The 20,146-nt window shown below is 34.5% G+C and carries 16 protein-coding genes; 12 read left to right on the forward strand and 4 right to left on the reverse strand.

What is annotated here, in order from left to right; all coding sequences use genetic code 11:
- The first annotated feature begins 278 nt into the window (after nucleotides 1-278).
- Together ACODSB_RS15085 and ACODSB_RS15090 are read left to right on the forward strand one after the other, a co-directional pair.
- Entirely contained in the window at nucleotides 279-1,520 is a 1,242-nt protein-coding gene (locus ACODSB_RS15085; protein WP_488937650.1) for a peptidase U32 family protein, read from the forward strand.
- On the forward strand, nucleotides 1,520-1,750 hold the full coding sequence (locus ACODSB_RS15090; RefSeq protein WP_488937651.1) for a ferredoxin: 231 nt from the start codon (nucleotides 1,520-1,522) through the stop codon (nucleotides 1,748-1,750). The genes ACODSB_RS15085 and ACODSB_RS15090 overlap by 1 nt, the downstream gene beginning before the upstream one ends.
- Nucleotides 1,751-1,861: 111 nt before the next feature.
- Here ACODSB_RS15090 and ACODSB_RS15095 read toward each other — a convergent pair whose 3' ends face one another.
- Entirely contained in the window at nucleotides 1,862-2,674 is an 813-nt protein-coding gene (locus tag ACODSB_RS15095) for a hypothetical protein (RefSeq protein WP_488937652.1), read from the reverse strand.
- A gap of 337 nt (nucleotides 2,675-3,011) precedes the next feature.
- Here ACODSB_RS15095 and ACODSB_RS15100 point away from each other — a divergent pair, with 337 nt between their 5' ends.
- From ACODSB_RS15100 to ACODSB_RS15130, 7 genes are all read left to right on the forward strand, one after another.
- On the forward strand, nucleotides 3,012-4,391 hold the full coding sequence (locus ACODSB_RS15100) for a PSP1 domain-containing protein (protein ID WP_488937653.1): 1,380 nt from the start codon (nucleotides 3,012-3,014) through the stop codon (nucleotides 4,389-4,391).
- Nucleotides 4,375-4,854, forward strand: coding sequence for a gliding motility lipoprotein GldH (locus tag ACODSB_RS15105; RefSeq protein WP_488937654.1), 480 nt, complete (start codon nucleotides 4,375-4,377; stop codon nucleotides 4,852-4,854). The genes ACODSB_RS15100 and ACODSB_RS15105 overlap by 17 nt, the downstream gene beginning before the upstream one ends.
- A gap of 10 nt (nucleotides 4,855-4,864) precedes the next feature.
- Entirely contained in the window at nucleotides 4,865-7,171 is a 2,307-nt protein-coding gene (locus ACODSB_RS15110) for a penicillin-binding protein 1A (protein WP_180856154.1), read from the forward strand.
- Between the two features lie 424 nt (nucleotides 7,172-7,595).
- Nucleotides 7,596-8,297, forward strand: a complete 702-nt coding sequence (locus ACODSB_RS15115) for a CoA transferase subunit A (RefSeq protein ID WP_488937655.1) — start codon at nucleotides 7,596-7,598, stop codon at nucleotides 8,295-8,297.
- Nucleotides 8,298-8,378: 81 nt separating this feature from the next.
- Nucleotides 8,379-9,035, forward strand: coding sequence for a 3-oxoacid CoA-transferase subunit B (locus tag ACODSB_RS15120; RefSeq protein ID WP_488937656.1), 657 nt, complete (start codon nucleotides 8,379-8,381; stop codon nucleotides 9,033-9,035).
- 127 nt (nucleotides 9,036-9,162) lie between these two features.
- The gene (locus tag ACODSB_RS15125) at nucleotides 9,163-9,600 is read left to right on the forward strand and encodes a hypothetical protein (protein WP_488937657.1); all 438 of its coding nucleotides are present in this window, start codon (nucleotides 9,163-9,165) and stop codon (nucleotides 9,598-9,600) included.
- A 324-nt stretch (nucleotides 9,601-9,924) separates the two neighbouring features.
- Nucleotides 9,925-12,696: a M4 family metallopeptidase gene (locus ACODSB_RS15130; protein ID WP_488937658.1), complete on the forward strand. Its 2,772-nt coding sequence runs from the start codon at nucleotides 9,925-9,927 to the stop codon at nucleotides 12,694-12,696.
- Between the two features lie 392 nt (nucleotides 12,697-13,088).
- On the opposite strand, the gene ACODSB_RS15135 is transcribed toward ACODSB_RS15130, so the two are convergent.
- Complete coding sequence (locus ACODSB_RS15135) at nucleotides 13,089-15,743, reverse strand: TonB-dependent receptor (protein ID WP_488937659.1); 2,655 nt, start codon at nucleotides 15,741-15,743, stop codon at nucleotides 13,089-13,091.
- Nucleotides 15,744-15,933: 190 nt separating this feature from the next.
- Between ACODSB_RS15135 and ACODSB_RS15140 the strand changes: the two genes are divergently transcribed.
- Nucleotides 15,934-16,821 (forward strand): SAM hydrolase/SAM-dependent halogenase family protein, encoded by an 888-nt coding sequence (locus ACODSB_RS15140; protein WP_488937660.1) that lies wholly within the window; start codon nucleotides 15,934-15,936, stop codon nucleotides 16,819-16,821.
- Nucleotides 16,822-16,947: 126 nt separating this feature from the next.
- On the opposite strand, the gene ACODSB_RS15145 is transcribed toward ACODSB_RS15140, so the two are convergent.
- Both ACODSB_RS15145 and ACODSB_RS15150 read right to left on the reverse strand, forming a co-directional pair.
- Nucleotides 16,948-17,478 carry a DUF6646 family protein gene (locus ACODSB_RS15145; RefSeq protein ID WP_256636434.1) on the reverse strand — a complete coding sequence of 177 codons (531 nt, stop codon included), beginning with the start codon at nucleotides 17,476-17,478 and terminating at the stop codon, nucleotides 16,948-16,950.
- A 47-nt stretch (nucleotides 17,479-17,525) separates the two neighbouring features.
- Complete coding sequence (locus ACODSB_RS15150; RefSeq protein ID WP_053473109.1) at nucleotides 17,526-18,260, reverse strand: metallophosphoesterase family protein; 735 nt, start codon at nucleotides 18,258-18,260, stop codon at nucleotides 17,526-17,528.
- 139 nt (nucleotides 18,261-18,399) lie between these two features.
- On the opposite strand from ACODSB_RS15150, the gene dinB reads away from it, so the two are divergent.
- Both dinB and ACODSB_RS15160 read left to right on the forward strand, forming a co-directional pair.
- Nucleotides 18,400-19,482, forward strand: coding sequence for a DNA polymerase IV (gene dinB, locus ACODSB_RS15155; protein WP_256636433.1), 1,083 nt, complete (start codon nucleotides 18,400-18,402; stop codon nucleotides 19,480-19,482).
- 106 nt (nucleotides 19,483-19,588) lie between these two features.
- A complete protein-coding gene (locus ACODSB_RS15160) occupies nucleotides 19,589-20,089 on the forward strand; it encodes a PAS domain-containing protein (RefSeq protein WP_488937661.1) in 501 nt (166 codons plus the stop codon).
- The last annotated feature ends 57 nt before the right edge of the window (nucleotides 20,090-20,146 follow it).

The following is a 20,146-nucleotide window of genomic DNA, read 5'->3' on the forward strand; positions in this document are numbered from 1 at the left end:
ATAATACCACGCTATAATCATTGCCAACGATTTCAATTGTTAACGAGTATAAAATGCGTAACAATGCGTTTCCCGTGGTTGAAACCACGGGCTATATTGAAATAATATACGCAAAAGAAAAACATAGCCTGCGGTTTCAACCGCAGGAATACAATGAATATCGACAACGAGGAGACATCTTCTAAAGTTGAGTTCGGTTATCTTGAAAAAGAATAAAAAATACCACGCTATAATCATTGCCAATGGTTTCAGCCATTAGCAAAAAAAATACAATAAAAATGACACTTACTAACAAAATTGAACTCATGGCTCCCGCAGGGAGCTTTGAGTCACTTCAGGCTGCACTAGATAATGGTGCGGATTCTATTTATTTTGGAGTAGAACAACTCAACATGCGTGCGCGATCAACGGTGAATTTTACCATTGATGATTTAAAAGAAATAGCGAATCGCTGCGAAGCAAAAAACGTTCGAAGCTATCTTACTTTAAACACAATTATTTACGATCATGATTTATCAGTTGTAAAAACATTATTGAACAAAGCCAAAGAGGCAAACATTACAGCCGTAATTGCATCTGATCAAGCTGTAATTGCTATGGCGCGATCAATAGGAATGGAAGTTCATATTTCAACACAGCTGAATGTAACCAATATCGAAACCATAAAATTTTACAGTTTATTTGCAGATACTATGGTTTTAAGCCGAGAGTTAAGCTTGCGTCAAGTAAGGAACATTACAGCTCAAATCGAAAAAGAACAGATAAAAGGCCCAAACGGAAATTTGATTGAAATTGAAATTTTTGGTCACGGTGCTTTGTGTATGGCAGTTTCAGGAAAATGTTATTTGAGTCTGCATTCACACAATTCATCGGCAAATCGTGGAGCATGCAAACAAAACTGTCGAAAAAAATATACTGTTATCGATCAGGAAACCGGTTTTGAAATTGAACTCGATAACGAATACATGATGTCGCCAAAAGACTTGTGTACGCTTGATTTTTTAGATCAGGTTATAGATTCTGGGATTCAGGTTTTAAAAATCGAAGGCCGTGGCCGTGCGCCGGAATATGTAGCAACAGTTATCAAAACATATCGTGAAGCCATTGATGCGTATTACGAAGGCACTTTCTCAAAAGAAAAAATCGCAGTCTGGATGCAGGCTTTAGAAACCGTTTACAATCGCGGATTCTGGTCAGGATATTATCTGGGTCAGGAATTAGGCGAATGGAGTGCTATTCCAGGATCTGCAGCAACACAAAAGAAAGTTTATGTTGGAAAAGGAACACATTATTTTCCAAAAGCCAATGTTGGTCAGTTTAAAATTGAAGCTTACGATATTAAAATTGGAGATAAAATTTTGGTTACAGGTCCAAGTACTGGTGCTCAGGAAATGATTATCGACGAAATGTTTGTAAACGATCTTGAAGCTGAAAAAGCAACAAAAGGTGACGATTGTACTTTTAAACTTCCGTTCAGAATCAGAATGTCGGACAAATTATATAAAATTGTTGAAGCATAATGGTTATTGTTACTTTACAAAGAGATAAATGCATTGGGTGTAATTACTGTGTCGAAATGAATCCGGTACATTTTCAGATGTCAAAAAAAGACGGGAAATCGGTTTTGATTCATTCTATAAATGCAAAAGGCTTTTTTACATTAAAGTCTCCTAATCATACAATTGTAGAAAGCTGCGAATTGGCGGCAAAAGCCTGTCCGGTTAAGATTATTACAGTCAAAGAAACTTAGGAAAATAGTATAGAAAAATTAAAACCCATATTTTGTTATTTACAAATATGGGTTTTTTAATATTTATTTTAATCCTGAATGTTTCTCTTTAAAATTGCTTGATCTCCAGAATTATTCTATTGTTACAGAAGGCTTAATCTGAATATAATCATGTTTGTTTTCGACCTCTTTGTCTAGAAAAATGATATAATTGCTAAAATAGTTGGAAAGATTTCGATCTTCTATTATTTGCTTTTCTGCATTATAAAATCGGGTTGAATGTATAAAGCTTTCTAAATCAAGTGATTTTTTAGATTTGAATCTGGGCCTGGTTTGCTCGTCAAATTCTTCAAAGAAAAAAGTCCCATTTTTAGAAGTCCCGCTGTCTTTTAATAAATACCGTTTAGGGTTAACTGCCGGATAAGATTCATAGATGTATTTATTATCTAATTTAAAAAAAAGAGTATCCTTTCTTTTATTCTCAATAATTTTCGAATCTTTCTGTATAGGATAATAAGAGATATATTCTAAACTTTTAGCCTGTATTAGTTGATTGCAATCATCAAAAAAAATCACATATTTATCAGTTAAAGAATCTTTTAATTTCCATTTGTCCACAATTTTATTAGATTTTCCGTCATGATAAAACTTTCTGTTTTCAATATAATCTTTTATGGAGATTATATTTTTGGGTTTAATGTTTTTTGCTGCAACAGAATCACCGCTAAAAAAAACATAACCATCTGTATTTGTCTGTCTAAACTGCATTTTTTCGAACGCCAGTTTCTTGTTGTAATTCTCATTTGATAATTTTAATTCAATCGAGGGAGATACAGTATAATACTTATCTACGCTAAAAAACAATGTATCCTTTTTATTATCATTAACTTGAGCTGTCAAATTAATGAAAGGAAGCATTGCTATAAATAATAAATATGTTTTCATGTTTGAATAATCAATCATTATTTTAAATATTGGTTTGCATAATTTTGTCTCAATCGTAATACAATTTTGACAAGCGTGCAAAGTTATTCCTAAATTTTTATTGGAGTAAGAATAACGTTTTAAAATTTATAAAATTGTAAGTTAAATATTTCAAAACAAAACAATCAAAGTACTATACGCAATTCAATTACAATATTTTCACTTAATAATCAGTTGTTTAGTCTTTTAACACCCCTTTAGAATTAATGTATAAATAGCCAAATAAAAAAAATACTATCTTTACCGATCAAACGTTTATGAACTTAAGCTGCGCTTTAGCGGCACTACATATATAATTATGGCATGTACAAGTTGTTCAACCTCAGATGGTGGCGCACCAAAAGGTTGTAAAAATAATGGGACTTGCGGCACCGATAGCTGCAATAAATTGACGGTTTTTGACTGGCTTTCTAACATGAGCCCGTCTAATGGAGAGGCGATTTTTGATTGTGTTGAGGTTCGTTTTAAAAACGGGCGTAAGGAATTCTTTAGAAATTCAGAAAAATTAACGTTAAGTATTGGTGATATTGTAGCAACTGTTGCTTCACCAGGACACGATATAGGTATTGTTACTTTGACAGGCGAATTGGTTAAAATTCAAATGAAGAAAAAAGGAGTAAATCCGGAGAGTAACGAAATTCCTAAAATTTACAGAAAAGCATCTCAAAAAGACATCGACATTTGGTCTGTAGCACGTGATCGTGAAGAACCAATGAAAGTTCGCGCCCGTGAATTAGCGATTCAGCATAAACTGGAAATGAAAATATCTGATATTGAATTTCAGGGAGACGGATCAAAAGCAACTTTTTATTACACCGCAAATGACAGAGTCGATTTTAGACTTTTAATCAAAGATTTCGCAAAAGAATTCAGTACCAGAGTCGAGATGAAACAAGTTGGTTTCCGTCAGGAAGCGGCTCGTCTGGGCGGAATTGGTTCTTGCGGAAGAGAACTTTGCTGTTCAACATGGCTTACCGATTTTAGAAGTGTCAATACATCAGCAGCTCGTTATCAGCAATTATCACTAAATCCGCAGAAATTAGCCGGACAATGTGGTAAACTAAAATGCTGTTTGAACTATGAGTTAGATACTTACATGGACGCATTGAAGGATTTTCCGGATTACGATACAAAATTAGTAACCGAAAAAGGAGATGCTGTCTGCCAAAAACAAGATATTTTTAAAGGATTAATGTGGTTTGCTTACACTAATAATTTTGCAAACTGGCACGTTTTAAAAATTGATCAGGTAAAAGAAATTATTGCCGAAAACAAACAAAAAAATAAAGTTTCTTCTTTAGAAGATTTTGCAATCGAAGTTACTTCAGAGCCTGAAAAAGACTTTAATAACGCAATGGGTCAGGAAAGTTTAACCCGTTTCGATCAGCCAAAAAGAAAGAAAAAACCAAACCGCAAGAAAAAGCAAAATGCTGAAACGGCAGCTGTTGCAACACCTGAAAAACCAAAACAAGCACATAATCAAAATAATAAACCTGCGGGAGGAAATCCAAATCCGAATCAGCAGCAGAACAAACAAAACAACCCAAATAAACCAAATCATAAGAACAAGCCGAATCCGAATAAAAACAATAATTCGAACAAGCCAGCTTCAAATGAAAATAAACCAGCTGAACCTAGAAAACCTATAATTATCACAAAAAATGAGAATAAAAAATAGTGTGATTCTTCTTTTGGCGGCGGTACTTCTTTTTTCGTGCGATAAAAAAAGAGTATTCGACGAGTACAAATCTGTTGGAAGTGCCTGGCACAAAGACAGTATTGTAACCTTTGACCTGCCAGTTTTAGATTCAACCAAAAAGTACAATTTGTTTGTAAATTTGAGAGATAACAACAATTATCCTTTCAATAATTTATTTTTAATTGTGGCTATTGAAACACCAAGCGGTTTCACAAAAGTGGATACTTTAGAATACCAAATGGCAAACCCAGACGGAACATTGATGGGAAATGGTTTTACTGATATAAAAGAAAGTAAGCTTTTTTACAAAGACAATGTAACGTTTAAAGGAAAATACAAAGTTCATATCAAACAAGCCGTTAGGGAATCAGGTAAAATTCCCGGAGTCGAGGCTTTAGATGGTATTACAGACGTAGGTTTTAGAATAGAACAAAAAGATTAGAAAAATAGTTATGGCTGCTAAAAAAAACAATCAAACCAATACCGTAAAGGATATTAATTACTACAAAAAGAAATTCTGGAGAATTTTTGCCTATTCACTTTTAGGCGTTCTGGCTTTCTTTTTATTTGCCTCTTGGGGATTATTTGGCTCAATGCCTTCTTTTGAAGACTTAGAAAACCCGGATTCTAATTTGGCTACCGAGATTATTTCTTCAGATGGAGTTGTAATTGGTAAATATTTCAAAACAAACAGATCTCAGCTTAAATACTCTGATTTACCAAAAAGCTTAGTTGAAGCTTTAGTCGCTACCGAAGATGCTCGTTTCTACGAACATTCAGGAATTGACGGGCGTGGAACTTTAAGAGCAGTCTCTAGTTTAGGAACAAACGGTGGAGCGAGTACATTAACACAACAGCTTGCAAAACAATTATTTCACGGAGAAGGTTCTAAGTTTCTTCCTTTTAGAATTGTACAAAAAATAAAAGAATGGATTATAGCCATTCGTCTGGAAAGACAATATACTAAGAATGAAATCCTTGCCATGTACTGTAACGTATATGATTTCGGAAATTATTCTGTTGGAGTAAGTTCTGCAGCACAGACTTATTTCTCAAAAGATCCAAAAGATTTAACAATGGACGAATCAGCTATTTTAGTTGGAATGTTCAAAAACTCAGGATTATACAATCCGGTTAGAAATCCTGAAGGAGTAAAAAATCGTCGTAATGTTGTGCTTTCGCAGATGGCAAAAGCAAAAATGATTACGGAGTCTGAAAAAGAAAGATTACAGGCTTTACCAATTGCTTTGAAATTCAAACTGGAAAGCCACCGTGAAGGAACAGCTACTTATTTTAGAGAATATCTTCGTGATTACATGAAAAAATGGGTTACTGAAAATAAAAAACCAGACGGATCTGATTACGATATTTACAAAGATGGTTTGAAAATTTACACCACCATCGATTCTAGAATGCAGTCTTATGCAGAAGAAGCTGTTTCTGAACACATGAAAAATTTACAGCAGCAATTTTTTATTGAAATGAAAACCAATAAAAATGCGCCTTTCGTAAATATTACCCAAGCAGAGACAGACAGAATCATGATGCAGGCTATGAAAAATTCTGACCGCTGGGCCCAAATGAAAGATGCAGATAAAAGCGAAGACGATATCATTGCGTCTTTCAAAGTAAAAACAAGAATGCGTGTATTTACATGGAAAGGAGAGCGTGATACAATAATGACGCCCTTAGATTCTATTCGTTATTACAAACACTTTTTACAATCAGGATTAATGGCAATGGAACCTCAAACAGGTAACATTAAAGCTTGGGTTGGAGGAATCAATTACAAATATTTCCAATACGATCACGTAGGTCAGGGAGCAAGACAAGTAGGTTCTACATTTAAACCTTTCGTTTATGCAACCGCTATCGAAGAATTAAATATGTCTCCTTGCGACTCTATTCTTGATGGACCGTTTATGATTCATAAAGGACGCCACCACGTAACAGAAGATTGGGAACCAAGAAACTCTGACAACAGATACCGCGGAATGGTAACCTTGAAACAAGGTTTAGCAAACTCTATCAATACCGTTTCTGCTAAATTAATTGACAGAACTGGTCCGGAAGCTGTTGTAGATTTAACTAGAAAATTAGGTGTAAAAACTGAAATTCCGGTACAGCCTTCAATCGCATTAGGAGCTGTAGATATTACAGTTGAAGATATGGTTGCTGCATACAGCACATTTGCAAATCAGGGAGTGTATGTAAAACCTCAGTTTTTAAGCCGAATTGAAAATAAAAGCGGTGAGGTTATTTATGAACCAATTCCGGAATCTCACGACGTTTTAAATAAAGATATCGCTTTTGCAGTAATCAAATTATTAGAAGGTGTAACCGAAACCGGTTCTGGAGCACGTTTACGTACGCAGGGCGGAGGAAGCGGAGATAACCGTTGGACAGGATATCCATACATGTTCAAAAACCCTATTGCTGGTAAAACAGGAACAACACAAAACCAGTCAGATGGTTGGTTTATGGGAATGGTTCCAAACTTAGTAACTGGAGTTTGGGTTGGATGTGAAGATCGTTCGGCACGTTTCAAAAGCTTAACTTACGGACAAGGTGCAACGGCAGCTTTACCAGTTTGGGCTTATTTCATGAAACTTTGTTATAAAGATGAAAACCTTCAAATCTCAAAATCAGAATTTGAGCGTCCGGCAAATCTTTCTATAAAAGTAGATTGTTACCAAAGACCAGCTGTTGTAAAAGACACAACGCAGACAGAACAAAATACAGACGAGTTTGAGTTATAAACTTAAATTCAGTTTACTATAAAAAATATCCTTTTGTACTTTCCAGATGTGAAAGATTACAAAAGGATATTTTTTTTTAAAATATTACTGGTTTTATTTTTAAACCATTAAAAAGCATATTGTCAATACTCCGTTAGGAGTTAAATATCGGTAGTAAGCAGTAATGAAGATTTCGCAGGTGTCCCGTAGGGACTACATCTTTTAAAATTTTTGATAAACTTCACGTATAGTTCCTACGGAACAGAAAACACTGCGACCAACAAATTTTCTACCAATATTTAATCTCTACGAGATATATTTCGATGTGTTTATAATTAATTGCAGCTAACATCTATTTTTAAATTTTATTTTTTACGAAATCGTTATAATTCAATCTAAAAATCTTATTTTTATCAAAAATATACGGTAATAAAGACAGTTTGTTATGATAACAAAAAAAGTTAAGAATGTTCAGGATGCTATTGCAGGAATTGAAACCGGAATGACAGTTATGTTTGGCGGATTTGGTTTATGCGGAATTCCGGAAAATACGATTGCAGCATTGGTAAACACTCAAATTTCAGATTTAACTTGTATTTCAAACAATGCAGGTGTAGATGATTTTGGTTTAGGACTGCTTTTGCAAAAGAAACAAATCAAAAAAATGATCTCCTCTTATGTAGGCGAAAATGCAGAGTTCGAACGTCAGATGCTTTCGGGAGAATTGGAAGTTGAATTAACACCGCAGGGAACTTTAGCAGAAAGATGCCGCGCGGCTCAAGCCGGAATTCCTGCTTTTTTTACTCCAGCCGGTTACGGAACTGAAGTCGCAGAAGGAAAAGAAGTCCGCGAATTCAACGGAAAAATGCACATTATGGAAGAAGCTTTCAAAGCCGACTTTGCGATTGTAAAAGCTTGGAAAGGTGACGAAGCCGGAAATCTAATTTTTAAAGGAACAGCCAGAAACTTTAATGCTTGTATGGCTGGTGCCGGAAAAATCACAATTGCGGAAGTTGAAGAACTTGTTCCCGTTGGAACTTTAGATCCAAATCAAATTCATATTCCGGGAATTATGGTACAGCGTATCTTTCAGGGAGAAAAATTTGAAAAGAGAATTGAGCAAAGAACTGTGAGAGTAAAGAATTAGATAATTGAGATAATGCGACAATTGGATAATTGTTTTTGAATTATCTAATTATCAAATTTTCTAATTGACACATAAAAAAATATGGCACTTAGTAAAGAAGATATAGCGAAGAGAATCGCAAAAGAAGTAAAAGACCGATATTTTGTAAACCTTGGGATAGGAATTCCAACTTTGGTTGCCAATTATGTCAGAGAAGATATTGCCGTTGAATTTCAAAGCGAAAACGGAGTTTTGGGAATGGGACCTTTTCCTTTTGCTGGAGAAGAAGACGCTGATATTATCAATGCAGGAAAACAAACCATTACAACATTGCCCGGAGCCAGTTTCTTTGATTCGGCTTTTAGTTTCGGAATGATCCGAAGCCAAAAAGTAGATTTAACTATTTTAGGTGCAATGGAAGTTTCTGAAAACGGAGATATTGCCAACTGGAAGATTCCGGGAAAAATGGTTAAAGGAATGGGAGGCGCAATGGATTTGGTGGCTTCCGCCGAAAATATAATAGTTGCGATGATGCACGTGAATAAAGCGGGAGAATCTAAAATCTTAAAAAAATGTACTTTGCCACTAACAGGCGTAGGATGCGTTAAAAAGATTGTAACAGAACTTGCAGTTCTCGAAGTAACAGAAAAGGGTTTTAAGCTCTTAGAACGAGCGCCAGGTATTTCAGTTGAGCACATTGTTGCTTCAACCGAAGCAGATTTGATAATTGAAGGTGAAATTCCAGAAATGGACATCTGATTTTAATCTTCCAATTAATTTATATAAAAGAGAATCTTCAACCATGAAGATTCTCTTTTTTTATAATTTTAGAGCAAACAAGAAGTAATCTTTTATTTAGATTTGTGGTGAACTAAAAAACACACATTTGGAAAAGTTTGAGATAGATATTAAATGGGGAAGCTATTTTTTTATAGCAAATATGACCATTTCGATTATAATAGTGTTGTTAATGTTTTTAATTAATAGTTACAGCCTAATATATTTATATGATTTTCTTATACCTGTTTTCATAATTCAGCTGATTTATTTTACTGTTAAAGCTATCATAGAAAACAATAAATATGATTTAAATAAAGGTTTTCGAAAGATTTTTGTATTTGTTAGACTTTTGGTATTCTATTACTTATTGACTATGTTTCCAAGTGCAACGACAAATAATTCGGATAGTTCAATTTTCTTCTTATTTCTTCCTTATAGAAAAAAGGATATTTCAGAATTAGTAGAAGATGATTCCAATAGAGATGATGAAATTACATTGAAAGAATTTATTGTTAGATTAAAAAGAAAATTTTCCAGAACATAATTAATTTGTGCATATAAAGAATAAAAAACCGCCTTTTGGGCGGTTTTTTTTATTTCTTTTTGGCTCTATTTCAACTGTTTTATCTGTATTTCAGTACATTAAAAATAATTGATATATTAATTTTCGCACATATTTGCTGCTTAATTCTTATGCTTTGTTATATAAAAGTTGAATTTACGTAAAAAATGTTGCATTTTATCGATTAACGGCAAATTTCATCGATTATCTAACAAAATTAAAATACTTTTATCTCAAATTTAAGTATTTACTTACTTTAATTGATTTCAAAAATTATTTTTAACCAAACTAAAACCCCCACTTATTATGAAAAAAAAATTACCAAAGATTATTGTGACCGCAATTGTTCTTAGTTTTTCTTTTTCTGCCTTTTCACAAGTCCAAAAAGACGACAAACGTGTAGAGGAGAAAAGCGTTTCAGAAAACGGACAGCCCAACTTAATTAAGTTTAATGAACTTTCAAGTTATAAAAGTTCAGAATCACAAAAGGTTTTTAAAGAACAATTAGGTTTAAAAGATTCTCAATCCTTCACAAAAATTAAAACAGAATCAGATAAACAAGGTTACACACATGAAAAATTTCAATTGTATGAACAAGGAATTAAAGTAGAATTTGCTAATTATACTTTACATTCAAAAGATGGAAAATTAGTTTCGATGAACGGTGAATTTTATAACATCGAAAACGTGAAACTGGCTCCGTCACTTTCTGCACAAGATGCTTTTAATAAAGCATTGGGTTACACCCGTGCAACCGAATACCTTTGGGACAAACCGCAAGATGCCCGCGAACTGGGTTATGAAAAACCAAAAGGAGAATTGGTTCTGCTTCCAGACATGGAACAGCAAGGTCAAAAAAGAGGAAGCGACAAAGTTCGTTTAGCTTATAAATTTGACATTTATGCGACAAAACCATTAAGCCGCGGTGATCTTTACATTGATGCCGAAACTGGAAAAGCATTGTTTTATAATGCTACTATAAAACACTTGAACGATAATGTTCATGGAAGTAAAACTTCAGATGTAGCTAAAAAGAATGAAACAGCTTCAAAAATGGCATTCGTTGCAGCAAATGCAGCAACACGTTACAGCGGAACGCAGACCATTCAAACTACGTTAAACGGTTCATCTTATATCTTACTGGATGGAACTCGTGGTTTAGGAATCCAAACTTATAATTCTGCGAGAACAGCAACTTATCCAACAACAAACTTTTCTGATGCAGATAATAACTGGATAGAATATAACAACACCAACAAAGACAATGGAGCACTTGATGCACATTGGGGAGCTGAAATGACGTATGATTATTGGTCAGCTGTTCATGGAAGAAACAGTTTTGACAATGCAGGTGCAAAAATTAAAAGCTACGTGCACTATAATTTAATTGCTGCTGGATATTCAAGCAATAATAATGCTTTCTGGAATGGAAGCGTTATGACTTACGGCGATGGAAGCGGTACCGGAGGATTTGATATTTTAACTTCACTAGACGTTGCTGGCCACGAAATTGGTCACGCGGTATGTACTTATACTGCAAACTTAGCTTACCAAAAAGAATCAGGAGCAATGAACGAAGCTTTCTCTGATATTTGGGCAGCTTGTATTGAATACCATTCAGCACCAACAAAATCAATTTGGTTAGTTGGTGAAGATATTGAAAGAAGAAGCGGACACGTTGCTTTACGTTCTATGAGTGATCCAAATGCAGAAGGACAGCCGGATACTTATGGAGGAACGTATTGGGTAAACGTAAACTGTACACCAACAAACAATAACGATCAATGTGGAGTACACACAAATTCTGGTGTTTTAAATCATTGGTTTTACATTCTTTCAGTAGGTAAATCAGGAACAAATGATCTTGGAAACGCTTACAATGTAACAGGAATCACTCTTGATAAAGCAGAAAAAATTGCTTTTCGTTTAGAAGATTTCTATTTGGGAGCAAACTCAACTTATGCTAACGCAAGAACTTACGGAATACAATCGGCTATTGATTTATACGGAGCAGGTTCTGCAGAAGTTATTGCAACAACAAATGCGTTTTACGCAGTAGGAGTTGGTGCCGCATATTCTGGAGGAGGTTCTGATACAATTGCACCATCTGTACCAACTAGTTTAGCAGCTTCTGGAACAACAGGAACTACTACAAACTTAACTTGGACAGCTTCTACAGACAATGTTGCCGTTACAGGATATGATATTTATCAAGGAGCAACACTTAAAGGTTCTTCAACTACAACTTCATATACAGTAACTGGATTAACTCCTTCAACAGCTTATACTTTTAGCGTAAAAGCTAAAGATGCTGCCGGAAATATTTCTGCAGCGAGTAATACAGTAAACGTAACGACAACAACAACTTCTGTATCATATTGCTCATCTCAAGGAAATGACGCAACTGATGAAAGAATTGGTAAAGTTGTTTTCGGAACGATTAATAATACTTCAACAGCAACAACAGGTTACGAAAACTTTACTGCTATTTCTACAAATGCAGCAAGAGGATCTGCCTACACTATTACAATTACACCAACATGGACATCGACAGTTTATAATGAAGGATACGGAGTATTCATCGATTATAACCAAGATGGTGATTTCTCAGATTCTGGAGAAACGGTGTGGACAAAAACAGCATCAAAAACAACTCCGGTAACAGCAACAATCACAATTCCTGCTACAGCAGCTTTAGGAACAACAAGATTAAGAGTTTCTCTGAAATACAACGGAGTTCCAACGGCTTGTGAAAGTTTCTCTTACGGACAAGTTGAAGATTACTCTATAAACATTACAGCTTCTGGAACAGTTGCAGAAGAAATCACAGCAGGATTAGTTGAAACTGCTGCGCCAGCTGGTTTTGCAGTATATCCAAATCCGGTTGAAAGCGAATTAAACGTTTCAATTTCAGAAGAAAATGGATATTCATATAAAATCTTAAATACATTAGGGCAGCAGCTTGGTTCAGGACAAGTTGCAGGAGCAATTGATGTAAGTAAATTAAGCACAGGAATTTATCTTATCGAATTAAATAATGGTGATAAGAAAATCGTGAAGAAATTTGCTAAAAAATAAAAACCCGAATTAGTAGATAAGAGGCCTCGCATTTTGCGGGGCTTTTTTCTTTTTTAACGCAGAGGGTGCAAAGGTTTTTCGCAAAGTTCGCAGAGGTTTTTTTTAGCTTTATGAAAGAATCTCGCAAAGTCGCAGAGTCGCAAAGTTTATTGTTTAGATTCAATAGCGTCCAGCTTTAGCTGGATGTAAAGTAAGCAAAGTAAAAGGGCTTTAGCCAAACAGTAATTTGTTTGGCTAAAGCCCTTTTGTGTAATCTTATCCTTCCTCCAGCTAAAGCAGGAGGCAATTTAATAAAAACTTTGCGACTCTGCGACTTTGCGAGATTCTTTCATTCAGAAATAAAAATCCCTGCGAACTTTGCGAAAAACCTTAGCGCACTCTGCATTAAAATTCTACAAACTAAAACTCATTCTTCCGAAATAGTAAGCTCCCGTAGTTCCCATTTGAACCGGTGCATATTTAAACACTCCGAAATAACTATTCTCATAGATTTGTTTATCCGGGAAAACATCAAATAAATTGTTTGCACCCAAAGCAAACTGAAGTTTTGGTGTTATTTTGTAAGCAATCGTCAAATCGGTAACCACTTTTCCGTTGTGTCTTTGGATTCCTCCAAAAGGGAAACCATCACGAACAACCTCACCAAAATAAGTATTTCTCAATAAAAAGTTCCATTTGTCGATATTGTAATTTACAGCAAAAGTTCCTTTATGCTTTGGCGTATTCGATTCGATCAAACTTCTTTCCTGCGGACCGTAATACACATCTTCCTGACCAATAAATATCGACGGAATATTGTTCAATTGATTATCAACCTGATTATTGTTGTAATTATACAATAACGAAAGATTCAATTTACCACGTCCGGCATTTAAATCATAATCAATAACCACATCAAGACCGTCTGTAGTAGTATTAATTGCATTTGTAAAGAAACGGCCCGTTTGTGCGCCATATTGAGCAAATAAATCACGAAGTTCCGGAACAGGTTCTCCATACGCATCATTTCCTAAATTTCCGGTCAAGATGATTCTGTTATCAATTCTAATATGGTAATAATCAGCCGTAATATGCAATTGTTTTGTTGGAGAAAAAACAACACCAAAACTATAGTTTCTTGAAGTTTCTTCTTTTAATTTCGGAATTCCAAGTTGTTGCGCTAGTGGACTATCATTTCTAAAAATACCCGAATTCAAAAGTTCCCCGTCAACAACATCCGTTGCGATATTATTAAAATATTGCTGATGCAAAGACGGCGCTCTAAAACCGGAACTAATAGCTCCACGAACAAAAAGATTGTCCAGAATTTTATATCTCAAAGATAATTTTCCATTAATCGTATTTCCAAAATCAGTATAATCTTCATAACGGCCGGCAATACCAACTAAAAATTTATCCGTAATATCCGCTTCAACATCAGCATAAACGCCTACACTGTTTCTGTCTTCGTCCACTTCATTCAAAGGAGAAAATCCAGGAAAAGATTGTGCGCCGCCATTGATATAAGAAGCCTCTTCGCCGGGAACAATTTTATATTTTTCATATCGGTATTCAGCACCAAAAGCAACATTCAATCCGCTGAAAATATCTTTATACAATCTTGAAATATCCGCATTTACCGTATTTTGAAGAAAAGAATGATTTCCCGCTTTAAATTCTGTTGGGCTTGCATCGCCTAAAGAAAAGTTGTTTGTGTTTGAAACATCATAAACAAATTTGTTTTCACCAATAGTATTGCTCAAATCCAGTTTCCATTCACCAAATTTAAATTTGAAACCAAAAGAAGACGAAAGATCTGTTACAACCGAGTTCAATTCAGGCTGAAAACCAAATGGAAAAATTGAAGCCACAACACTTTCGGTTTCACTTGGTAAACGTCTGAATCCGTAGCCCGTTCCTTTTCTGTGGCTCACACCGCCAGAAGCATAAAACTCAATTTGATCGTTTAACGGAATTGAAGCATTAAAGAAACCCTGAATATTCTGGATTTTTGCATCACCAATTTGAAAATTGAAATCATCACGTTTCAAACCGTTTTGAGCTAATAAATTATCATCAATTTGGCGAGATTGAGCCGGATCATCTGCATATTCATAAGCAAAGAAGTTTCCTTGTGCCGATTGATCAAAAATAATAAGATTATGATTTTGAGAACGATTCGTTTTTTGACGGTCATTAAATTCACCTGTAAAATTGATAAAACCGCCTTTGTTTCCAATTTTGGTTCCGTAATTCAGGTTTAAATTAGTAGTTTGTCCGTCATCTCTCGATGTTGAGCCATAAGTAGCATTTGCTTCTAAACCCGCATTATCTTTCAAAACCAAATTTATTACACCCGCAATAGCATCAGATCCATATTGTGCCGCAGCTCCATCACGCAAAACCTCAATTCGTTTAATTGCCGAAGCAGGAATCGCACTCAAATCGGTACCAACAGAACCATTTCCAACAGTATTTTGATAATTTACCAAAGAAGTTGTATGTCTTCTTTTTCCATTAATTAAAACCAAAACCTGATCTGGACCCAAACCTCTTAAAGATGCGGGATCGATATGTTCTGTTCCGTCAGCAGAAGATTGTCTGTTTGAATTAAAAGACGGAATCAAATACGTTAAAATATCATTTGTTGTAGTCTGCGGTGTTGTATTTCTAATTTTTGCAAGATTCACAACATCAACAGGAACCGCTGTTTCCAATTTGCTTTTCTTTGGGTTTCTGCTTCCAACAACCACAATTTCATCTAAACTATTATTTTCTAAAACTAGCTGAATATCTACAAAATGATCTTTTGCCACAATTTCTCTGGTTTGATAGCCAAATAGCGATACAATAAGTGTTGGGTTATTTGCTGCAGATGATATCTTGAATTTTCCCAGCGCATCGCTTGTCGTACTTGTTTTAGAACCTTTTACAAGAATCGTAGCAAATTCTAAAGGAATTCCCGTTTCAGTTGTAATGGTTCCGCTGATTTCGTGATTTTGGGCAAAAAACAAACTACTCGATAAAGTGAGAATGAGTGTTATAATAAGTTTTAGTTTTTTTCTCATAATAAAATGGTTTTGTAATAAAAGAAAGGCAAAAAATAAATTACCTACTACTTATATAGGATAAAGAATAAAATGCAAATGTACTTGTAAAAAACTAAAATCAATTTATATAATCTTATTTTTTCTAAGATAAGCATATCAATTTTTAGTTTTAATGAAATATCTTTGCATAAATTTAAAAAGAGAAAAAATGAAATTAAGAGTATTACTTTTTTTGCTTACTATTACATTTAATGGTTTTTCGCAAAACAATGTATTGGTTTTTCAATCAGATTTTGGTTTGAAAGATGGAGCAGTTTCTGCCATGAAAGGTGTTGCAATGGGTGTTTCGACCGATTTGAAAATATTTGATTTAACGCACGAAATTCCGGCTTTTAATATTTGGGAAGCAGCATATCGTTTATCGCAGACAGCTCAATATTACCCAACGGGAACTGTTTTTGTTTCGGTTTGTGATCCGGGAGTTGGTACTGCAAGACATTCTGTAGTTTTATTGACAAAATCAGGACATTATTTTGTAACTCCGGATAACGGAACTTTGACTTTAATTGCAGAACAATTAGGGATTCAGGAAGTTCGTGAAATTGATGAGGTAAAAAACCGCCGTCAAAACTCAAATGAATCGTATACGTTTCACGGACGTGATGTATATGCTTTTACGGGAGCACGTTTAGCATCAAAAACAATTACTTTTGAAGAAGTTGGACCAAAATTACCAAGTGAGGTAGTTAAAATTGATTACCAAAAACCAGTATTTGAAAACGGCGTTATAAAAGGCGGAATTCCAATTCTGGATATTCAATACGGAAACGTTTGGACAAATATTGATAAAAAGACTTTTGCTAATCTTGGTTTGAAAGCGGGAGATTTCGTTAAAATCCAGATTTTCAACGGAACTAAAAAAGCTTACGAAGGAAAATTAAAACTGGTAAATACTTTTGGAGAAGTTCCGGTAGGAACAGATGTTACGTATTTTAACAGCCTTTTGAATTTTTCATTGGCAGTAAATCAAGGCAGTTTCTCAGCAAAACATAAAATTTACAGCGGAGCTGACTGGACTATTTTGCTTAGCAAATAAGCTGAAGTCATCTTAATATAAAAAAGAAAAACCGCTCAATTGAGCGGTTTTTTTATAAAACTTTGCGACTCCGCGTCTTTGCGAGATTAAAACCGCAAACTTAGCGTAAATCTTTGTGTTTAAAACTTAGTTCAAATTGAAAGAAGCTCCTAAACTAAAAGTAACCTGATTGTTTAAATGATCGAATACGTCATTATTACTTCCGTATTTTGCAATTGGAAAAGCAAGTTCTGAAAACACACCAAATCCGTCAGTAAAGAAATAACGTCCGCCAATGTGCCCGCCAAAATTATGTAAACCTAAATTTAAACCAGGATAAACATCTAATTGTTCAACACCAATAACGCTGCTTAAATTAGCATTAATTCTTGCTTTTGCATCAAAACGATCTTTAAACTCTGGTTTGTAATCGTTGTATGGAGTTGGATTGTTGTGGTAGAAACCATTGTAATTATCTACACCAAGTAAATAACTTGAAACAAATCCGAAAGAGAAATTTTCTCCTAAACCAAAATCAATAGATCCCTGAATTCCTGAACCTCCATCTTGTAGATTAGCACCTACGTTTACTCTCATGTCACCTTTTCCAGTAAAAGCTTTCTGTGCATGAATAAATCCGAATGATACCAAAAATAATAATGTGATAACTTTTTTCATAACTTAAATATTAATTATTTTGCTGTGCAAATTTAAATTTTTATATATCAATTCCTACCTTTTTCGTTAGAATACAATTCATTTAACGGTTCGCTTTGCCAGAACTCCTTGGTATCCACATTCATAATCGTTAAAGGACCTTTAAAAGCAGCGCCCGTATCTACATTCCAAACGCATGCTTTATTTATGGGCACCGTTTCTCCAATTCTGGTAACGGGAGTATGTCCAATATAAATTTCTTTGTAAACAGTAAAACGCTTCGGGTAATATAAATCATCAGGTTTTAAATTCGGGTCTAATGCCAATGCCGATTCCCAAAGTGTTCTGTCCCAATAAAATAATTTCGGAAAGTATTCCCAGACAACACCATTTAAATTCGTAAATCCCGCATGAACAAAAAGTCGGTTTTCATCATCCAGATAATAATCTTTCAGCGATTCAAAAAAAGCGATATGTTCTTTTTTTCGTTCAGGCGAAATTTTAGAATATCCTTCAACAGTAGCTTTTCCGCCATGTTTGTACCACATTTCTTCATCTAAATCTTCATGTCTGTTCTCCAGCCAATCAAGAGCCAGCTGATCATGATTTCCCCTAATGAAAATACAGTTTTGCGTTTTTTTAAATTCTATAAGAAAGTCGATAACTTCTGCCGACTGGCTCCAGCCGTCAACATAATCACCTAAAAATATAAGAGTATCTTGTGTAGTAACTTCGGCTCTTTTCAACACTTGCTCAAGTGCGAGTAATCCTCCGTGTATGTCGCCTATAACAAATGTTCGCATTGTTTAATATTTCGAGTAAACTACAAAAATAATTAAAATGATTCGTTTGGAATCATTTAGTTGTTAATCTTTAAAAATTGATACTATTTATAACTATAGTGCCGTTCTTTTTATTGCTTTTACTGTTTAAATTTGCATAATGTCAGATGTGCCAACATATCGAAAAATTATCCATATTGATATGGATGCTTTTTATGCTTCGGTAGAGCAGATGGATAATCCTGCTTTGCGCGGAAAACCTGTTGCTGTTGGCGGTTCAGAAAATAGAGGAGTAGTTTCGGCCGCAAGTTACGAAGCCAGAAAATTTGGTGTTCGCAGTGCAATAAGCGGCGTTTTAGCAAAAAAATATTGTCCCGAAATTATTTTTGTCCGACCAAGATTTGATCGGTACAAAGAGATTTCTTCTAAAATCCATAAAATCTTTCACGAATACACAGATTTAGTTGAACCGCTTTCGCTGGATGAAGCTTATCTCGATGTAACTCAAAATAAAAAAGGAAATCCAAGTGCCAGTTTATTGGCAAAAGAAATCAGACTCCGAATTTTAAATGAAGTTGGACTTACGGCTTCAGCAGGAATATCTGTAAATAAGTTTGTAGCCAAAATTGCCAGCGATGTCAATAAACCAAACGGACAAAAAACGGTAAATCCAGATGAAATTATACCTTTTTTAGAAGAATTGCCTATTCGAAAGTTCTATGGAGTTGGAAAAGTTACAACTGAAAAAATGTATCAGCTCGGCATTTTTACCGGACTGGATCTCAAAGGTAAATCGCTGGAATTTCTGGAGAAACACTTTGGGAAATCAGGCACTTTTTATTATAAAGTAGTTCGGGGAATTCATAACAGCGAAGTGAAATCACACCGAATTACAAAATCTGTCGCTGCAGAACATACTTTTGATGTCAATTTATCTTCAGAAATCTTTATGCTCGAACAATTGGAAAGAATTGCGGTTTCATTAGAAAAAAGATTAAAAAAACATAATATTTCCGGTAAAACAGTTACGCTTAAAATCAAATACAGCGACTTTACCCAGCAGACAAGAAGTAAAACACTGCCTTATTTTATTTCAGATAAAAGCTTGATTATGGAAATTGTGGAAGAATTGCTATATCAGGAAAAAATGAAAGATTCTGTTCGTTTGCTCGGAATTTCGCTCAACAATTTAAATAACGAAGAAAAAAAAGCCGTTGTTGTACAGCTAAAGTTTGCATTCTAATTTTACAAAAGTTTTAGTAAAATTTTACTAAATGAGGTTTTCCCGTAATTTATTTTGTAACTTTAGTAGTAAGTTTGAGAGAAAAGATTTCTAAAATTCATTTAATATGAAAAAGAATAGCTCTGATGATACAGCAAACCGGACTTGGTTGCCTATTTTGGCCTTAGATCTTCATTATGAGTATTTAAATGAATTGAAGGCCGTTTTTGCCGATATGAAAAAGGTAAATAAAATCTCAACTCAATTTACCTGGAACGATAAAAACCTTAAAATCGAGGAAAGAATCAAAGACGAAGTAGTGCTCATTACTGATTTAGATTTAAAAATTGTCTTTGCATCCAACAGAATCAAAAGAATGACGGGATATAAAGAAGATGAAATTTTAGGCAAAACACCTAAAATGTTTCAAGGCCCGGAGACTTGTAAAACTGTTTTAAAAGAAATTCAGGAAGCAATAAAACTAAAAGAACCTTTTAAGAAAACCATTCAAAACTATAAAAAAGACGGCAGAAGCTATAAATGCAGCATGGATGCAGCTCCAATTTATAATTTAAAAGGTGAGCTCTCCCATTTCATAGCTTTTGAAAAAGAAGATAAAAGCGCTTAAGTTTTTTAATGCCACAAAGGCGCTAAGACACAAGGATTTTTTTGAGTAAAATATAAA

The sequence above is a fragment of the Flavobacterium sp. FG68 genome (genome assembly GCF_057808895.1).

Bases quoted from the DNA above. Each gene is read 5' to 3' on its own strand.
- ACODSB_RS15120 (WP_488937656.1), top strand. From the start codon at position 8,379: ATGGCACTTAGTAAAGAAGATATAGCGAAGAGAATCGCAAAAGAAGTA.
- ACODSB_RS15145 (WP_256636434.1), bottom strand. From the start codon at position 17,478: ATGAAAAAAGTTATCACATTATTATTTTTGGTATCATTCGGATTTATT.
- ACODSB_RS15085 (WP_488937650.1), top strand. From the start codon at position 279: ATGACACTTACTAACAAAATTGAACTCATGGCTCCCGCAGGGAGCTTT.
- ACODSB_RS15090 (WP_488937651.1), top strand. From the start codon at position 1,520: ATGGTTATTGTTACTTTACAAAGAGATAAATGCATTGGGTGTAATTAC.
- ACODSB_RS15115 (WP_488937655.1), top strand. From the start codon at position 7,596: ATGATAACAAAAAAAGTTAAGAATGTTCAGGATGCTATTGCAGGAATT.
- ACODSB_RS15140 (WP_488937660.1), top strand. From the start codon at position 15,934: ATGAAATTAAGAGTATTACTTTTTTTGCTTACTATTACATTTAATGGT.
- ACODSB_RS15110 (WP_180856154.1), top strand. From the start codon at position 4,865: ATGGCTGCTAAAAAAAACAATCAAACCAATACCGTAAAGGATATTAAT.
- dinB (WP_256636433.1), top strand. From the start codon at position 18,400: ATGTCAGATGTGCCAACATATCGAAAAATTATCCATATTGATATGGAT.
- ACODSB_RS15100 (WP_488937653.1), top strand. From the start codon at position 3,012: ATGGCATGTACAAGTTGTTCAACCTCAGATGGTGGCGCACCAAAAGGT.
- ACODSB_RS15160 (WP_488937661.1), top strand. From the start codon at position 19,589: ATGAAAAAGAATAGCTCTGATGATACAGCAAACCGGACTTGGTTGCCT.
- ACODSB_RS15150 (WP_053473109.1), bottom strand. From the start codon at position 18,260: ATGCGAACATTTGTTATAGGCGACATACACGGAGGATTACTCGCACTT.
- ACODSB_RS15105 (WP_488937654.1), top strand. From the start codon at position 4,375: ATGAGAATAAAAAATAGTGTGATTCTTCTTTTGGCGGCGGTACTTCTT.
- ACODSB_RS15095 (WP_488937652.1), bottom strand. From the start codon at position 2,674: ATGAAAACATATTTATTATTTATAGCAATGCTTCCTTTCATTAATTTG.
- ACODSB_RS15130 (WP_488937658.1), top strand. From the start codon at position 9,925: ATGAAAAAAAAATTACCAAAGATTATTGTGACCGCAATTGTTCTTAGT.
- ACODSB_RS15135 (WP_488937659.1), bottom strand. From the start codon at position 15,743: ATGAGAAAAAAACTAAAACTTATTATAACACTCATTCTCACTTTATCG.